Origin of the sequence: Flavobacterium hibernum (assembly GCF_000832125.1) — a bacterium.
Taxonomy (GTDB): Bacteria; Bacteroidota; Bacteroidia; order Flavobacteriales; family Flavobacteriaceae; genus Flavobacterium; species Flavobacterium hibernum.
Genome location: NZ_JPRK01000001.1, coordinates 1 through 17946, shown reverse-complemented (window position 1 = coordinate 17946; position 17946 = coordinate 1). Strand labels below are relative to the sequence as shown.

Below are 17946 nucleotides of genomic sequence, written 5' to 3'. Positions count from 1 at the left end.
AATAGTTATAACTCGATAGCGATCTCTTTTTAAATTTCGCTACTTTCGCTATATGGAAAATTTCAAAAATGTAAGCCCTGCAAAGGGAAATAAACCCTCAATTATTAATTTAGAAAAAGGAAAACTCCCTCCACAAGTTCTTGATTTAGAAGAAGCTGTACTTGGAGCAATGATGATTGATAAAAAAGGAGTTGATGATGTAATTGATATTTTGCAAGGAGATGCTTTTTATAAAGAGGCACATAAATTTATTTTTGAAGCAATCGTTCAGCTTTTTACAGAAACACAGCCAATTGACTTGTTGACGGTTTCGACTCAGCTGAAAAAGAATGGAAAATTAGAATTGGCTGGAGGAGATTTTTATTTAATTCAGCTTACGCAAAAAATTGCATCTTCGGCTCATATCGAATTTCACTCGCGTATCATTCTTCAAAAGTTTATTCAAAGAAGTTTGATTCGTATTTCTACCGAAATTATCGAAGCATCTTATGATGAAACTGCTGATGTATTTGATTTGCTTGATCAGGCCGAATCAAAATTATACGAAGTAACACAAGGTAATATTAAGCGTAGTTCTGAAACTGCACAGAGTTTAGTACTTCAGGCTAAAAAGAAAATTGAAGAAATTGCAAAACAAGAAGGTTTAAGTGGTGTTGAAACTGGTTTTCATAATCTGGATAAACTTACTTCTGGTTGGCAGCCCAGCGATTTAATTATTATCGCAGCGAGACCTGCGATGGGAAAAACGGCCTTTGTACTTTCGATGGCGAGAAATATTGCTATACAGTACGGGCATGGAGTAGCTTTGTTCTCTCTGGAGATGGCGTCGGTTCAGTTGATCACCAGGTTAATTTCGTCAGAAACAGGTTTGTCATCAGAGAAGTTACGTACGGGTAAATTAGAGCCGCACGAATGGGAAATGTTAAGTACCAAAGTTAAAAACTTAGAAAAAGCTCCTTTGTTTATTGATGATACACCGTCACTTTCTATTTTCGATTTAAGAGCAAAATGTCGTCGTTTAGTTTCGCAACACGGTATCAAGATTATCATTATTGACTATTTGCAATTAATGACAGCCGGAGGAAATAATAAAGGAGGAGGAAATCGTGAGCAGGAGATTTCTACAATTTCCCGAAACTTAAAAGCCTTGGCAAAAGAGCTTAACGTTCCGGTAATTGCACTTTCGCAGTTATCGCGTGCCGTTGAAACCCGTGGTTCTAGTAAACGTCCGTTACTATCGGATCTTCGTGAATCTGGAGCTATTGAGCAGGATGCTGATATTGTATCGTTCTTATACCGTCCTGAATATTACAAAATTGAAGAATGGGATGATGATGAAGCATCGCCAACTACAGGTCAAGCAGAGATTATGATCGCGAAACACCGTAATGGTGGTATCGAAAACATCCGATTGAAATTTATTGGACACCTTGGTAAGTTTGACAATCTTGATGATTTTTCAGGAAGTTATGACGATTTACCGTCAAAAATGAATCATGATGAGAATCCGTTTATAACAAAAAATCTTCCTTCGCCTAATGAAGCTTTTGGTAGTAATTTGAATGATGACGATGACGACAGTGATGTTCCATTTTAATATAATAAAAAAGCCTTTAATAAAGGCTTTTTTTTATGCTCAATTGTTAAAATTATTAATAAAATTAATTAGCTTAGCCAAACCATATAACATATCTAATACTATTAACTAATTTAATTTGTAAACTATGAGTGAAGAAACCTTTCCAGGACCAATTAAGGTTACGTTGCCCGTTGCTAAAGAATGGGAAAAAAGATACGATGAGGATACCGAGGTTGAAGACCGTGAGAAAAAAGTAAAATCTTTTTTAATACCTCGCGAAAGCTTAGAATTAGTACTAAAACTTGATACAACAGCTGTTCGTGCTTATCTTGGTATTAATGAAAAAAATGAAAAAACATTACTTTTTGTTGGAGCTCAATATGACCCAAAAACGAAACAGTACTATGACGTTTATGGCCCGCCTCCAGGAGTAGATGAATGTGAAGGAGATCCTATACCGCTTGTTTATGATGGTACACGTCCAAGTCCTCCGTATTAATCGAAAATAAAATATCTAAAAGTGGATGATTTTTTAATTTACTCAGGTTATTTGATTTTATTATTAAATCTGATACTGTATTCATATAGCTTTTTCCGAAAGGGAAAAGCTAATGTTTTTTTTGTCTCTTATTTAGCATTTGCATTTGTAATGCAATGCTCGCTTGAAATATTGTATCGTATCAAGATTAATAATTTATTCGCTGTCAATATATTTTTTATTGGTCAAATGATATTATTGGGATTGTTTTACAATTCATTATTACCAATAAAGAGCCAAAAGATTTGTGTAAAAACTGCTCTTATTACGGCACTATTTTTATTAGCAGGACAATTTATGATGGATTCAAGTCAATTTTTAAAGTTTAATTTGTTTGAAATTACTTTGACTTCTTTACTTATAGTGGCTTTTGCTTTGCTTCACTTTTATAATATGCTTACTGAAAATAAGAAATTTTACTATGTTAGTTTTGGTACAGTCTTTTACTTACTAGGATGTACAGTATTGTTTTTAATTGGGAATTTTTCTACAAGACTTAGTGACAATGTAAAATACCTAAGTTGGATGTTAAATGCTTTTTTATTTTTAGTTTATCACTTGTTCATTTTATATGAATGGAAAGTTAGTTTCTATAAAAAAGTAGATTGAGAATACTTGATGTTAAAAAGAATGTAGGTCAATTATAAAAAAAATATAGATGTTTATATTCTGATTAGTTTGCCTGAGTTTTTTATTATACTGACGGCATAAAATAATATAATTTTTGATTTAAGAGAGAGAAATCTAAATACTAAGAGCTAATATGAGTGAAAATTCAATTCCTGATAAAGAAATTGTTGCAATAATTTTATATACATCATGTTTTTTCATGATTCTTGCCGTCTTTCTAATTATATTTTTCTATTTCTCCAGAAAGAAAATTATACAAAAAGAATTAGAAAAAAGAGATTTAACATTACAATATCAAAAAGAGCAATTGCATGCTATAATTGTTACACAAGAAGAAGAGCGAAAAAGAATTGCTCAGGATTTGCATGATGATATTAGCTCCAAACTTAATATTGTTTCTTTAAACAGTCATTTGTTAACCTCTCCAAATTTAACAGAGGCAGAAACAAGTGAGATTACAGAAAATATTATTAGCTTAACTACAAAAGCGCTCGAAAACTCCAGAAAAATTGCCCATAACTTATTGCCTCCTGTTTTTGAGAAATTTGGATTAAATGCGGGTGTCGAAGAATTATGTGAAGAATTTGAAAGTAGCAAGTCTGTAAAAATACACTATAAAAACAAAATTGAGTTTGATGAAAAGGATATCGATCGCCATTTGCATGTTTTTAGAGTTTTACAAGAATTAATGAACAACTCTTTACGTCATGGAAAAGCAACAGAAATAAGCATCATCTTTGATACCGTTGACGGTGTTAGTACTTGTAATTATGAAGATAATGGAGTTGGTTTTGATAGTAAAAATGCTGAAAACCAAAAAGGATTAGGTATGAAAAATATCGATAGCCGTGTTTCATTTTTAAATGGAACAATCGAAATAGAATCGGAAATTGGTAAAGGTATTGATGTGATTTTTACGTTTTAATGTAAAATGTAACAATATAAGCGCTTTTTGTCCAATAAAATGGGGTGCTTAACTGTTTTTCTGATTCATATTTTGTAATTTCGGCAAACCAAACGACCAAAATCAAATCAAAATGAATGCCGCTATTAAAATTGCTTTAGTCGATGACGAAGTTTTATTCCGTAAAGGGATTTCTTTTTTGTTGCAAAGAGAAGATAATATCGATATTGTTTTCGAAGCTTCTAATGGAGAAGAATTACTTTCTCAGTTGAATGACAATGAAATTAAACCGGATATTATTATCATGGATTTAAAAATGCCAATCTTAAATGGTGTTGAAGCTACAAAAATCATTCGCAAATCATTTCCCGAAATTAAAATAATTGCATTAACAAGTTATGATACTAAATCTTTTGTTGCAAATATGATTCAGGTTGGAGCAGTTGCTTACTTAATAAAAAATACAACTCCAAAAGATTTGATTTATACTATTAATCAAGTAGCAATAAAAGGATTTCATTATAATGAAAATGTGTTGCGAACAATTAAGGAAACTATTGTTTCGACAAAAAACTCGAAAGGAAATTTAGAGACAGGTTTTCTTTCTCCACGTGAAATAGAAATTCTACAGCTTATTTGCCAGCAAAAAACAACTTCAGAAATTGCTGAGCATCTTTACTTAAGTCCGAGAACAGTAGAAGGACACCGTAATAATTTACTGCTTAAAACCGAATCTAGAAATATAGCCGGTTTAGTAGTATATGCGATTCAGAATGAAATTGCAGTTATTACAATTTAATTTTTAACTAGTTAAAAATTGTATAGATAATACGTAGTACAAAATAATAGTGAGTACAAGTACACATAGACCTATTTTTTGCATTACATTTAATCCTTTTGGTTGATTATTACTATCATTAAACTTCATGGTTTTGGTTTTTTATTGATTAGTTTGATGATCTGGGATAGCAAATGTATGAATAATATCTACTTTTAAAATACGTGTTTTTACGTGATTTTGATAAAACAATTTCAATTTTTTGTTAAGTTTTTATTTAACATTTATGCTCTTATAAAACCGAAATATCTATCGTGTTTTTTAAAGCTTCCTTTATATCTTTACTAAAATAATTTTCTAATGAATAAGTGTTTAGTTTATATTTTCATATTTCTACTTTCATTATCTGCAAAAGCTTCGTTTATCTTACTTCCGATGGATGAAACGACACAACAGAATCACTTAAAAGCTTACGGAATAACATATTGGTGTTTGAGTAAAGATTACAAAGCGAGTTGGTTGCTTAATTATCGCGGAGGATCTTTTTTATTGCCTGATGCCGAAGAAATTCGCAAAGAATGTAAAATTAGAGGTGTAAGTTTTGAGGTGATTTCGGATGCTGAAGAGGCGTCAATTTTAAATGAGATTTCTAGCCCTTCTCAAAATATGGAATCTGTAATTCTAGAAAAAGCCCCAAAAATTGCTGTTTACACTCCAAAAGGAAAACAACCTTGGGACGATGCTGTGACTTTAGTTTTAACTTATGCCGAAATTCCTTTTACGCCAATTTATGATGAAGAGGTTTTAAGCGATCAACTATTACTTTATGATTGGTTGCACTTACATCATGAGGATTTTACGGGACAATATGGGAAATTTTATTCGGCATATAAAAATACTCCATGGTACATAGAACAGAAAAAAGATGCTGAAGCTTTAGCTACAAAATTAGGTTATGCAAAAGTATCGCAAGAAAAAGGTGCGGTAGCAAAGAAAATTAGAGATTTTGTTATTGGTGGTGGATTTATGTTTGCAATGTGTTCTGCAACTGATAGTTTTGATATTGCATTAGCTGCAGATGGAGTTGATATTTGCGAAGCGATGTTTGATGGAGATGCGAGTGATTCAAATTATCAGTCAAAATTGAATTACGGAAATTCATTTGCATTTAAAGATTTTACGCTTGAAAGAAGACCAGAAGTATATGAGTTTTCAGATATTGATATGACATCAAAAAGAAGGATTCCGATGGATAAAGATTATTTTACTTTGATGGAATTTTCTGCAAAATGGGATCCAATTCCAAGTATGTTATGCCAAAATCATACACAATTAGTAAAAGGTTTTATGGGGCAAACAACCTCATTTGATACAGCTTTGATAAAATCAAATGTTTTGTTAATGGGTACTTGTGAGCTTAACGGAGAATCGAGGTATATTCATGGTGAAAAAGGAAAAGGAATGTTTACTTTTTTTGGAGGTCATGACCCTGAAGATTTTCAGCATCAAGTAGGAGATCCGCCAACAGTTTTAGATTTACATCCAAATTCACCGGGTTATCGTTTGATTTTAAATAATGTTTTGTTTCCTGCTGCAAAGAAAAAGAAACTTAAAACTTAATTAATTGAAAATTCGAACCAAATAGGGATATGGTCTGAAATTTTTCTGGCTTCGTCTAGAGTATTGAATTTTGTATGAAACGAAATTATACCAGAAGCAAGATATTTAATAGAATTTGTTTGATAAAAAATATTATCAAATTCTGATGCCAGACAGTTTGTTTCCTTACATTGTCGTTTCAAAGTTGTTTTTTGATTTTGTAAAATCGAAGTATATCCTATTTTTTTTAACGGATTGAATACAGAGTGCGATTGCGGACAGTTAAAATCTCCCATAAAAACCAAATTTAAGTTTGGATATTCCTGTGGTAGGAACTTAAAGTATTTTATTTCTGTTTCCGGTTGCTTTTTCTTAGTAATAGCATGAAAATTAACTAAAGTTACTGTCTTTTTGTTGATTTCGAATGTAGCAAAATAAGGTTCGCGATCTATTTCTAGATTATATTTTTTTTCAAGCCACGGATTTCCTTTAAGTTTAACTTTGCTTGTTTTCCAAATAAATGCGTATCGTTCAGTTTTATAGCTGTTGCCGGTTGTTGGATCACTTATGGTATAATCCCATTTTGATCCTTTTTCATTTAAAAGTGTTGCAAGTTTAGCCACAGCTTGAGCACCGCCGTAACCAGCAACGACTTCCTGAATAGCTATAATATCATAATCAAGAACAGTAGAGGCAATATGATTTAATTCAAAATTAGATTTTGATTTTCCAAAATTTTGTAAATTCCAAGATAGAATTTTAGTTTGGGAAAAGCTGAATATTGTAAAAAAGAAAAGAACAAAACTTAAAGAATTTTTCATGCTGTATTTAAAATGTCAAATATAAGCATTTGTAAATATTACAATAAATCAGCTTAATTGTATTTGTGATTTCAGAATAAAGATTCCTATTTTGTAGTTTCTATTTTTTTACTGGAATTATCTACAATCATCATCTCTTCAGTATTTGTTATATACCAATGAAGTATGATGATTATAAAAATTATTATAATCAAAATTATTTTTTTCATATTCAATGAAGTTCGATAATCTAAAAATATATGATTTTAATGCTTCTTATACCTGTTTTTTAGAGCGGTTCCAATAATGATTATTTGTAAAACAAGAAGAGCAGGGATGAAAATGATTTTCCAATCTACTTCTAGCCATCCAGTTTTTTCAGATACGAAAGCAAAACTTAGGGATAGAAAAACGCAAAGTAACATTGTTTTCATAATTATTTTGTTTTTGGTTGTATTAATATTTGAAATAAATCTTTGTTGAAGACTGCTTTCAAAATTAATTTTGTTCTTGGGTTTCATTTGTAGGTTAATAGATTCATACAAACTTAAATCTATAAAAAATTATTTCCTTACGGAAACCCGTAAACGGTATGAAATTTAAACCAAGCCAAAGTCTTTTGCAATGGCAATTAAATGAACATTGTTATTTGCTTTAAAGTATATTTTTAGTTTATTGATGCGTTTTTCGATACTGCTAGTCCCGTTTGGAGTTATGGAAGAAGCTTTAAATTCATTCGAAATATTTTCTAAAATATAACCTTGAGCTAAAAGTTTTAAAATCGAAATGTCATAAGATTCAATTTCGATTAAAGCCTTGTCGTTAAAAGAAAAAGACAAATCAGAAGAAAGTATTTTCTCTTCATTTCTATAAGTTCCTTCAATTGCTTTTCTTAATTCATTTATGCTGTTTCTTCCTTTAGAAACGTACGCATTAATACCCAAATCAGAAAAAAGTGATTTTATACGATATGATTTATCTTCGATCGAAAATACAATTTTCTTTAATTTAGGTTGAAACTCATTAGCCGCCTCTACAAGATCTTCTCCAGAGTTTAAATTCACTTTCCGGTGATCTGTTTTAAAAGATAAATCAGTTATTAATAAATCATAAGGTTCATTGTCTAGTAATGCTTTTTTTATTCTCAACAAACCATCATCACAATATTTCACGTGATGAATTATAGGAACTTTCAGGTCTTCAAGTACTTGAATAACGGCTATACTTATACTATCTAAATCTTCGGCAACTAAAACTTTTTTAAACATACTGTAGCACTTATAAAGGAAATGTAAAACTTAACTTAAAACTATTCTGCGAATGATCGTCAAAAATAATAGTTCCATTTATAGTTTTAATACGGCTTTCCACATTTTGCAATCCATTTTTAAAAATTATTGGATTATTTTTTTCTCTGACACCATTATCCGTATAGCCAATGACTATATTTTTATTTACAATTTTAAAAGTTACACTAACTAAAGTAGCATCACTATGCTTTTTCATGTTGAAAAATAACTCCTGTAGAACCCTGTAAATAATTATTTTTTTGTTTTTGTCAATTTGATTCCACAGAATTTCACTTAAACCATTTAATAAAATGTTTATGTTAGGAGTCTTAAATCCTGAAATCATTTCTTTTAAGGCAATATGATAAAATTCGTTGGTTGGTATTAGACTATTTTCTTTCGAAATATTTCTTGTTTTTGAGTATAAAGCCTCTAAATTATTTAATAAATTCTCTTTGTTTTCGTTTTGTTCTAAATCTTTATTTTGAGCAAAAGCCCTAGTTTGGTAAAGATCGTTTGCCAATTCGTCGTGTAATTTTTTTGAAATTCTCATTTCACTTTTAAGAATTTCTTCATTTTTTTCTTTTCGACCTTTCAGTTTTAGGTATAAATAAAGAAAAAGACTAAAAATAACAGTAAAAATGATAATGATATATGAAATGATATTACGTTTTTTTTGACGCTCTAAATACAAATCATTAGTAACCTTTTCATCTTTCAGCTGTAAATTTTCGGATTTATCTTGACTTGAATAGTACTTAATTCTGGCAAATTGTTTTTTTGATTTTTTCTTCAAAGTAGTAATACTATCCGCAAGTTGAATAAATTTTAGAGTGTATTTTTTTACATCACTTCCTTGACTGGTTTTGGTTAATAATTTTAAACTTTGCAATTTAGTAGTATTATCATTTAATTTGTTAGAAAGTTCATAAGCTTGTAATGCATAAGTTTTGGCCAATGAAGGATCACTTTTTTGAAAGTATTCTGCAAAATGAAGGTAATTATATATGAGTCCATTGTATTCCTTTAGACGAAGTTTTATTGCGAGACTTCTTTTGTAATAATCTAATGCTTCGGGCTTACCTTGTTCACTATAGCATAAGCCTAAGTTGTCTAGAATTCTAGAGTATTCATCGTCGTTTATAAATGGGTCTTTTTTGTAAATAACTTTAAGTTTTGAAAGCGGAATAAGTATGCTTTCTGCAAGCTTGTATTTTTTTTGCTTAAGATAATTTAAAGAAATGCTATTTAAGGCAACAATTTTTCTATAATAACTTGTTTTTAAATGTAATGCTTTTGTGTAATACAATAGAGAATTGTTGTAATCGTATGTATAATAATAATTAGCTCCAAACTGGCTGTATACGTTTGCCGCAAATCTTGGTTTTTTTATTTTTTTTAAATGCGGAAGAGTTTTGGTTAGTAATATTTCACTGGCAGTATAATCGCCAAGAGTTTGTTCTACAGATGCCATGCACGTTAGAGCATATACATAATCGACGTAATCAGTTTTTGTATCGCAAAGTAATTGAGCTTCGTTATAGTAGTAATAAGAGTTTACAAACTTGTAAGTGTCAAATAGAACATCTGCTTTATCCATTAGCTTTTTAATTTGGGCAGTATTGTCTTTTTTCTTTATTTGTATTTCATTTTTAGTACACTTTATTAAATACAGCGAACTACCCAACATGATTAATATAAGGATGGCTAAAAAGCATTTCAAAACTATTTTGTTTTGAAAGATTGAAAGAATTCCTGAAACCATTATATAGGGAAATTTAAATAAACTTTAAACCCTTTTTCAGGCGATGAATCAATATCAATTTCACCTTCTATATTTAGAATTCTACTTTCTACATTGTGCAATCCGTTTTTAAAATTTATGTCATGTAGGTTTGCACCTATTCCGTTATCAGTATAGTTAATAAGAATGTTTTTGTCAGTTGTTTTAAAAGTTATGCCAACTAAAGTAGCGTTACTATGCTTTTTCATGTTTACAAGCAGTTCCTGTATAACCCTATAAAGGGTTATCTTTTTATTTCTGTCAATTTTACACCAGGAAATAGAATCCAAACCAGTTAAAACAATGTTGGTATTTGGAGTAGTAAAACCAGAAATCATTTCTTTTAAATAAAGAAGATAATTTTCATTCGTAATAATAGGATTGTTTTCTTTCGAGATATCTCTGGTTCGAGAGTATATTGCATCTAGATTATTCAATAATTGTTCTCTATTTTCATCCAAAGCTAGATTTTTGTTTTCTGCAAAAGCCATCGTATGATAAATATCGTTAGCAAGCTCATCATGAAGCTTTTTTGCAATTCGAGTTTCGCTTTTATAGGTTGCTTCAATTTTTTCTTTTTTCCCCCTCGAGGTTAGGTAGAAATAAAGAACCAGTAGTAAACTTAGGCTTAATGCAATGACAATATACGAAACAATGTTTCGGTTTTTTTGTCTTTCAAGTTGCAGTTCATTTTCTGCTTTATGCGTTTTAAGTTTTAGATTTTCGTCTTTCTCTATTTTAGAATCGTACTTAATTCGTGCAAACTGATTTTTTGCTTTCTGCCTTACTTCAAAAATACTATCGACTAAATTAACGTACAAAGTGGAGTACTTTTTCAATTCATGGCCCGATGTTGATTTGATTATTAATTCTAATGAAGACATTCTGTCCTGAGGATGATTGGCAAGGCTGAATTTTTGGTAGCTTAGGGCAGCATATTTTTTGCTTAAATTTGGATTTTTGTCCTGATAATGTTTAGCTAAATTAATATAAGTAATGCCTATATCTCCATGATTATTCGTTTCGGATTTAATTTTTAATGCTTTTCCAAAATATTTAAGCGCACTAGGGTTTCCTGTTTTCGAATAACAAAAACCTATATTGTCTAGTGTTTTGGCATAATTTTCTGGAATTTCGAGTACACTTTTTTCAGTAAGCAAAGGAAGCAAGATTTGCAATGCCTCATCATACTTCTTCTCTTCCATTAAAACAACAGCAATATTGTTTTTGGCCGCAAGTTTGCGCCATTCGCTTGTATTTAGATTTAGCGCTTTATAGTAGTATAATAAAGCATTTTTTAAATCTGAAGTATTTAGATAATTAGTTCCTAATATTACATAAGTATTCCAAACGTGTTTAGGTTTCTTTATATACTTTAAATAGGGCAGAGCTCCAGTAGCTGTAGTTTCGCTGCCAATATAATCTTCCTGATTTTGTTGGATATCTGCCATGTCGTTTAGTGTACTAACATAGTTTTCAGAATCAGATATCGGATCGCAAATTATTTTTGCTTTGTTATAGTAAAAAAATGCACTATCAAATTCTTTATTGTCATAGAATCGATCTGCGATGATAATTAATTTTTTAACCTTAGCCTTTGTATCTATCGGTTTTGTTGTAAATGAGGCTTTTTTTTGACAGGAAAGAACAAGTAAAAGAGTTAAAATTATATATAGAGATAGGGAAATTCTTTTTGGTATCATGCGCCAAAAATAAAGAATTTAAGTTCTTAAAAAAGAGTATAAATACGGTATTTTGTTTAATTATTAATTTGATTTATTCCTGTGATTTTTAAATAGATACGGGCAAAACCAATTATGTTTATGGTTTTGTCCGTACTTTTTGTAAAGTTAATCTTTGTAAAATTATACCGCTCTCAATCCTGTTGTAATAGCGAGTCTGTTCCAAGAGTTAATGGTGATGATTAGTAAGATTATTTCAGCAAGATATTTATCACTAAACAAAGAAGCCGCTTTTTGATAAGTATCATCAGAAACGTGATTGCTAATCATAGTAACTTGTTCAGTCAAAGCTAAAATTGCTTTTTCTTCTTCTGTAAAAACATCCGCTTCACGCCATACACTTATTAAGTAAATGCGTTGCTCAGTTTCACCTTGCTTTCTTGCATCAGCAGTATGCATGTTAACACAAAAGGCGCAGCCATTTATTTGTGATGCTCTAATTTTAATTAATTCTTTATGCGTAGGAGTAAGTGAAGTTGTAGAAATGTATTTTTCTAAATTCATTAAAGCTTGATATGCTTCTGGAGCAACTGTTGGAATAACGATTCTTGGTTTCATTTTATATGTTCTTTAAAAGTTTGATACAAAGATCATATTCATACTCTTTAAAAAACTTGAACTACTTCAAGAAATTTTTCCCGCTCTAATTTTGCTCATAAATTCAGCAGAAAAATCTAAATAGGAAGCAAGCATATATTGCGGAATGCGTTGAACAAATTCTGGATTCAGATTATTAAAATGGTGATACCTTTCTTCTGCCGACATAGTAAATAAAAATTTGATGCGCATTTGTGCAGCACCAAATGATTTTTGCGCGACTATTCTAAAATACCGTTCCAGTTTTGGGATCTGAATTAATAAAGATTCGAGAACTGGTTTTTCGATAGCAATAACTTCTGAGTTTTCGATTGCCTGAATATAGAAATGAGACGGAATATGATTATGATAACTCAAGTAATCAGTAATCCACCAATTTTCAATTCCAAATTGAAGCGTCTGTTCAGTGCCCTTAGTATTAATGATGTACTGTCTCATGCAACCCTTAGTAATAAAGTACATCGTGTTGCAAAACTGACCTTCTTTTAAAACATGCTCTTTTTTTTTAATATTTGAAATATGCAGGCAAGATTCTAAAGTATCAATATCTGAAGGCTCTAGTGTTATGAATTTTTCAATATGATGAACAAGGGCTTCGTACATTGAGAAGAATTTGGTGAAGTACAAATATAGGTTTAAAATTCAGGATTTTGCAGATAGTATGAGATGTGACTTAATTAGTAAAAATCATTTTAAATCTGCAATCCACGGCAACTCCGCTTGACATGGCGGCTTTCCAGTTTGCGTTTTCAATAAACTTTTTAATTTGAAGAATAATATCGTCCTTAAATTTTTGATTTTGAGGATTTTTAAATTCAACTTCAATATTGAGGCATGAAATTTTAGAGTTTCTTTGAATAACAAAATCTGTTTTAATTAGAAAATTATCTTTATTTGGACTATGAATGAAAGTATTTGGAAATTTAAATTTTGTAAAAAAGTCTTTCTGAATTTCAATTTTTTGATTTAGAAAATCTTTAGCCTTAGGGTAAATTATGTAATAGTCATCAACATCATCAGGATAATTGAAAACCTCATTTAGTCTACTAATAACATAGAGGCTGTCTGCCATTTTTTCTGTTTTTTCTATAAAATTAATTCCGTATTTTCTGTTTAGTAATTCGTTAGATGCCTTGCAATAACAGTTGGTCTTTAATTGATAACGTTGGTCATTGCTTTCATTCCAGAAAGACGATAGTTCTAACTCCTGTGAGTGTGAAAAATCAATTCTTCTTTTTTGAAGTAGTTCTTGTAAAAATGAATGAGATCTATAGGTATTCATATTCAGATAACCTTCGGGTTCTATGTAATAATATGTTTCTTTAGATTTGAAATCATTTTTTGCCCTTTCGATTTCCGTGAGACAATTTGAATCTCGTTTATCAACTTCTCCAATTATTGTGTTTACAACATTTTTATCAAGCTGTTGTTGTGCTTGGATAATAAAGCTGTAAATTATAAGTACAATAGTTAGAGGTTTTTTCATATTATAAAGTTATTCTTTTCTATATTATTTTGCGAAAGGAGATTTGTTAGTTTTTATGTAATAAAAAACCCAATCTTTCGACTGGGTTTTTCTATGATAAGTAAGTAATCTAAATTGAGTTTATAAAACGTTTATTTTACTTTATTAAGTATTGCTTTGAAAGCTTCAGGGTGGTTCATAGCTAAATCTGCAAGAACTTTACGGTTCAATTCGATTCCATTAGCTTTTACTTTCCCCATGAATTGAGAATAAGACATTCCTTCCAATCTAGCTCCAGCGTTGATACGTTGAATCCATAAAGCACGGAAATTTCTTTTGTTTTGTTTTCTATCGCGGTAAGCGTAGCACATTGCTTTCTCTACTGCATTCTTAGCAACTGTCCAAACGTTTTTACGTCTACCAAAGAAACCTTTGGCTTGCTTCATTATTTTTTTTCTTCTTGCTCTTTTAGCAACTGAATTTACTGCTCTTGGCATAATTTTAATGTGTTTTTGTAGCAGGCGTCCTGAATTAAATCAAAGGAACTTAAAAGCCATACTCCAAGGTTATTTTAAATGATTTTTTAACCTAAAGAATTATTAGATAATTCTTAATTGTTGTTTGATGCTTTTCATATCTGTAGAGTGAACTAGCGCTGAGTGAGTCAAAGCTAATTTACGTTTTTTAGATTTTTTAGTCAAGATGTGACTTTTAAAAGCATGCTTTCTTTTAATCTTTCCAGAACCAGTAACTTTGAAACGTTTCTTGGCGCTAGATTTTGTTTTCATTTTAGGCATTTTTCCTAGTGTTTTAATTTATTCTTACTTACTTATATTTTTGTTTCAAGTTTAAAGTTTCAGGTTTGTTGTAAAACTGTATACTGAAACTGCAAACTGAACACTATTTCTTTTTCTTCGGAGCAATGAACATAATCATTCTCTTTCCTTCTAAAACGGGCATAGCTTCAACTTTACCGTGCTCTTCTAAATCTGTAGCCAAACGTAGTAATAAAATTTGTCCTTGATCTTTATAGATGATAGAACGACCTTTAAAGAAAACAAATGCTTTTAATTTAGCGCCTTCTTTCAAGAACTTCTCTGCATTTTTTCTTTTAAATTCATAATCATGCTCATCAGTCTGAGGACCAAATCTAATTTCTTTTACTACAACTTGCGTAGACTTAGCCTTTAAAACCTTATCACGTTTCTTTTGTTCGTAAACAAATTTCTTGTAATCCATGATTTTACAAACCGGTGGTTCAGCGTTTGGTGAAATTTCAACCAAATCCAATTCAAATTGGTCTGCTAAACGTAAAGCTTCTGCAAGCTTAAATACACCTGGTTCGATGTTCTCGCCTACTAGTCTTACTTCTTGTACACCACGAATATTGTTATTTATTCTGTGTGCATCTTTTTTTTCTACTCGAGGTTGGTAACCTCTGTTGCTTCTTATTGCTATGACTTTATAATTTAAGTTAAACTGTAAAAACTTTTAATGTCTTTTTTATTTCTTCGTTTACAATAGCGACAAATTCATCAATTGTAACTGTAATATTTCCTTTTCCTTCTTGACCGTGACGACGAATAGAAATTGTTCCGTTTTTCTCCTCTTCCTCACCTACAATCAGCATAAACGGTATTTTTTGCATTTCAGCATCTCTAATTTTCTTACCGATAGTTTCACTTCGGTTGTCAATTAGGGCGCGAATTTCGTGATTTTCTAGCAAATCTAAAACTTTTTTAGCATATATTTCGTATTTCTCGCTCAAAGACAAGATTATAGCCTGTTCAGGCATCAGCCAAAGTGGGAAATTTCCTGCTGTGTGTTCTAGTAAAATTGCTATAAAACGTTCCATAGATCCAAAAGGAGCTCTGTGAATCATAACAGGTCGATGTAATTCATTATCAGCACCTTTATAAGTCAATTCAAAACGTTCCGGTAAGTTGTAATCAACTTGAATAGTACCTAGTTGCCATTGTCTTCCTAAAGCATCCTTAACCATAAAGTCAAGTTTTGGTCCGTAGAAAGCAGCTTCGCCATATTCTACTACAGTGTTTAATCCTTTATCTGCTGCAGCATTGATAATTGCATTTTCAGCTTTCTCCCAATTTTCATCAGAACCAATGTATTTTTCTCTGTTCTCCTGATCTCTCAAAGAAATTTGAGCAGTAAAGTTTTCAAAGCCTAACGAACCAAATACATAAAGTACCAAGTCAATTACTTTTTTAAACTCTTCATCTAATTGCTCCGGAGTACAGAAAATATGTGCATCATCCTGAGTAAACCCACGAACACGAGTTAAACCATGTAATTCTCCAGATTGCTCATATCTATATACAGTACCAAATTCAGCATAACGCTTAGGTAAATCTTTATATGACCAAGGTCTTACATTGTAAATCTCACAGTGGTGAGGGCAGTTCATTGGTTTTAATAAAAACTCTTCGCCTTCAGCAGGAGTGTGTATAGGTTGAAAACTATCAGCACCATATTTTGCATAGTGACCAGAAGTAACATAAAGTTCTTTTTGACCAATATGTGGTGTAACAACTTGTTCGTATCCTGCTTTCTTTTGAGCTCTCTTTAAAAACTGCTCAAGACGATCTCTTAATGCAGCACCTTTAGGTAGCCATAAAGGAAGGCCTTGGCCTACTTTTTGCGAGAAAGCAAAAAGTTCAAGTTCTTTTCCTAATTTACGGTGATCACGACGTTTAGCTTCTTCAAGAAGCTCAAGATATTCAGTTAGGTCTTTTTGTTTAGGGAAAGAAGTTCCATAAACACGAGTTAACTGTTTGTTTTTCTCGTCACCTCTCCAATAAGCTCCCGCAACACTCATGATTTTCATGGCTTTGATAATTCCTGTATTTGGAATATGTCCACCACGACATAAATCAGTAAAAGTAGAATGATCACAAAATGTAATAGTTCCGTCTTCAAGATTTGAAATCAATTCAGTTTTGTAAACGTTGTCTTTATACATCTCCAAAGCTTCAGCTTTGCTTACAGGACGCATTTTAAATTCATGTTTTCCTCTCGAAATTTCAAGAACACGGTCTTCGATCTTTTTAAAATCTGCATCAGTTATCTTTTGATCACCAAAATCTACATCGTAATAAAATCCATTTGAAATTGCAGGTCCAAGTGTTAGTTGAATTCCGGGGAAAAGTTCCTCTAGGGCCTGAGCCATTACGTGAGAAGTTGAATGCCAAAAAGCTTTTTTACCTTCTGCATCGTTCCAAGTATATAAAATAAGACTACCGTCGGTCGTCAGTGGAGTTTCGGTTTCAATTGTTGTACCATTAAAAGATGCGGAAATCACGTTTCTTGCAAATCCTTCACTAATGCTCTTAGCAACCTCCATCGGAGTTACGCCCGAGGCAAACTCTCTAATCGACCCGTCGGGTAAAGTAATCTTAATCATTGTTTATAATTTTGTGAATGCAAATATAACGCATTACAAAAATACATACAATATATATATACATGTTTATACTAATATATAAGAGTAATATTTATAATTATCCCCAAACGTATTTTTTACTACTATATATAAGAGTGTGTTTATTGATTCTGGTGATAGGTTTCTAGGGAGTGTATTGGTTTTTGTTCTCCTTTATATATAAGCTAAGGTTTCACGTCCCGATTCCGACAGTTTATATAATAGGAATAGCTATGTTAGGTTGAGCGAAGTCGAAGCCTTTGGAATCTGGAATTTGAAAAAATTAGGAATTTTATTTAGGAGCTATCTCCCGCTATCCGTTCCAATCTTTTGTGCCGAACGCCGGCACAAAAGGATTTCCACTACTATCGGGGCTAGGGGAGTGTCTTTCAAAAGAGGCTTGTTGTAATACAAAGAGAAATAAAACGCTCCAAAATCAAAACTTAGCGTCTTCGCGTCTCTGCGCGAAACCAAAACCACGAATAAAATCTAGCTTTGTGTCTTGTTGAGTTTCATGCCAATCCAGACAAAGCAAACAAAACCAACGCTTGGTGCCTTAGCGACTTTATGGCAAAATCGTCCAAAATAGTCGAAAATCAGCAAAACAACCTAAAATCCTACAAAGGTCAAAAAAACTTAGCGCTGTAAGAAGCATCAAGCCAGCTACTTATAAAAAATATTAAAAATAGTTTAGAAAAAGGCTTGGAAATGCAAATAAAGGATCTACTTTTGCACCCGCAACAGCGATATACGCTCTTCGAAATACTGACAAGTGAGATTAACAGAAATGAAAATTTATTTTC

At 31.4% G+C, this 17946-nt stretch carries 18 protein-coding genes; 6 read left to right on the top strand and 12 right to left on the bottom strand.

Going from position 1 to position 17946, the window contains the following annotated elements; translation table 11 throughout:
• Window positions 1-52 precede the first annotated feature (52 nt).
• From dnaB to IW18_RS00070, 6 genes are all read left to right on the top strand, one after another.
• The gene (dnaB, locus tag IW18_RS00095; RefSeq protein WP_041515558.1) at window positions 53-1597 is read left to right on the top strand and encodes a replicative DNA helicase; all 1545 of its coding nucleotides are present in this window, start codon (window positions 53-55) and stop codon (window positions 1595-1597) included.
• A gap of 127 nt (window positions 1598-1724) precedes the next feature.
• Window positions 1725-2078 carry a hypothetical protein gene (locus IW18_RS00090; protein ID WP_041515557.1) on the top strand — a complete coding sequence of 118 codons (354 nt, stop codon included), beginning with the start codon at window positions 1725-1727 and terminating at the stop codon, window positions 2076-2078.
• 21 nt (window positions 2079-2099) lie between these two features.
• Window positions 2100-2726, top strand: coding sequence for a hypothetical protein (locus IW18_RS00085; protein ID WP_041515556.1), 627 nt, complete (start codon window positions 2100-2102; stop codon window positions 2724-2726).
• Window positions 2727-2880: 154 nt separating this feature from the next.
• Window positions 2881-3672 (top strand): sensor histidine kinase, encoded by a 792-nt coding sequence (locus tag IW18_RS00080; RefSeq protein ID WP_041515555.1) that lies wholly within the window; start codon window positions 2881-2883, stop codon window positions 3670-3672.
• Between the two features lie 112 nt (window positions 3673-3784).
• Complete coding sequence (locus tag IW18_RS00075) at window positions 3785-4450, top strand: response regulator transcription factor (RefSeq protein ID WP_041515554.1); 666 nt, start codon at window positions 3785-3787, stop codon at window positions 4448-4450.
• Between the two features lie 339 nt (window positions 4451-4789).
• Window positions 4790-6049 carry a hypothetical protein gene (locus tag IW18_RS00070; RefSeq protein WP_041515553.1) on the top strand — a complete coding sequence of 420 codons (1260 nt, stop codon included), beginning with the start codon at window positions 4790-4792 and terminating at the stop codon, window positions 6047-6049.
• Here IW18_RS00070 and IW18_RS00065 read toward each other — a convergent pair.
• The 12 genes from IW18_RS00065 to thrS all read right to left on the bottom strand — a co-directional run bounded on the left by IW18_RS00065 (window position 6046) and on the right by thrS (window position 17125).
• On the bottom strand, window positions 6046-6849 hold the full coding sequence (locus IW18_RS00065; RefSeq protein WP_041515552.1) for an endonuclease/exonuclease/phosphatase family protein: 804 nt from the start codon (window positions 6847-6849) through the stop codon (window positions 6046-6048). The genes IW18_RS00070 and IW18_RS00065 overlap by 4 nt on opposite strands.
• Before the next feature lie 245 nt (window positions 6850-7094).
• Window positions 7095-7349, bottom strand: coding sequence for a hypothetical protein (locus IW18_RS23435; RefSeq protein ID WP_041515551.1), 255 nt, complete (start codon window positions 7347-7349; stop codon window positions 7095-7097).
• 78 nt (window positions 7350-7427) lie between these two features.
• Complete coding sequence (locus IW18_RS00055; RefSeq protein WP_041515550.1) at window positions 7428-8096, bottom strand: helix-turn-helix domain-containing protein; 669 nt, start codon at window positions 8094-8096, stop codon at window positions 7428-7430.
• A 10-nt stretch (window positions 8097-8106) separates the two neighbouring features.
• The gene (locus IW18_RS00050) at window positions 8107-9717 is read right to left on the bottom strand and encodes an ATP-binding protein (RefSeq protein ID WP_123902587.1); all 1611 of its coding nucleotides are present in this window, start codon (window positions 9715-9717) and stop codon (window positions 8107-8109) included.
• Between the two features lie 164 nt (window positions 9718-9881).
• On the bottom strand, window positions 9882-11351 hold the full coding sequence (locus tag IW18_RS00045) for a tetratricopeptide repeat-containing sensor histidine kinase (protein ID WP_240475515.1): 1470 nt from the start codon (window positions 11349-11351) through the stop codon (window positions 9882-9884).
• A 414-nt stretch (window positions 11352-11765) separates the two neighbouring features.
• Window positions 11766-12200 (bottom strand): carboxymuconolactone decarboxylase family protein, encoded by a 435-nt coding sequence (locus IW18_RS00040; protein WP_041515548.1) that lies wholly within the window; start codon window positions 12198-12200, stop codon window positions 11766-11768.
• Between the two features lie 66 nt (window positions 12201-12266).
• Complete coding sequence (locus IW18_RS00035; protein ID WP_041515547.1) at window positions 12267-12842, bottom strand: Crp/Fnr family transcriptional regulator; 576 nt, start codon at window positions 12840-12842, stop codon at window positions 12267-12269.
• A gap of 70 nt (window positions 12843-12912) precedes the next feature.
• Window positions 12913-13725 (bottom strand): hypothetical protein, encoded by an 813-nt coding sequence (locus tag IW18_RS00030; protein WP_041515546.1) that lies wholly within the window; start codon window positions 13723-13725, stop codon window positions 12913-12915.
• Window positions 13726-13856: 131 nt separating this feature from the next.
• On the bottom strand, window positions 13857-14201 hold the full coding sequence (gene rplT / locus IW18_RS00025) for a 50S ribosomal protein L20 (protein ID WP_041515545.1): 345 nt from the start codon (window positions 14199-14201) through the stop codon (window positions 13857-13859).
• A 102-nt stretch (window positions 14202-14303) separates the two neighbouring features.
• A complete protein-coding gene (rpmI, locus tag IW18_RS00020; RefSeq protein WP_007810722.1) occupies window positions 14304-14501 on the bottom strand; it encodes a 50S ribosomal protein L35 in 198 nt (65 codons plus the stop codon).
• Window positions 14502-14604: 103 nt separating this feature from the next.
• Window positions 14605-15156 (bottom strand): translation initiation factor IF-3, encoded by a 552-nt coding sequence (gene infC / locus IW18_RS22815; RefSeq protein WP_072974136.1) that lies wholly within the window; start codon window positions 15154-15156, stop codon window positions 14605-14607.
• A 22-nt stretch (window positions 15157-15178) separates the two neighbouring features.
• Window positions 15179-17125: a threonine--tRNA ligase gene (gene thrS, locus IW18_RS00005; protein WP_041515543.1), complete on the bottom strand. Its 1947-nt coding sequence runs from the start codon at window positions 17123-17125 to the stop codon at window positions 15179-15181.
• Window positions 17126-17946 lie beyond the last annotated feature (821 nt).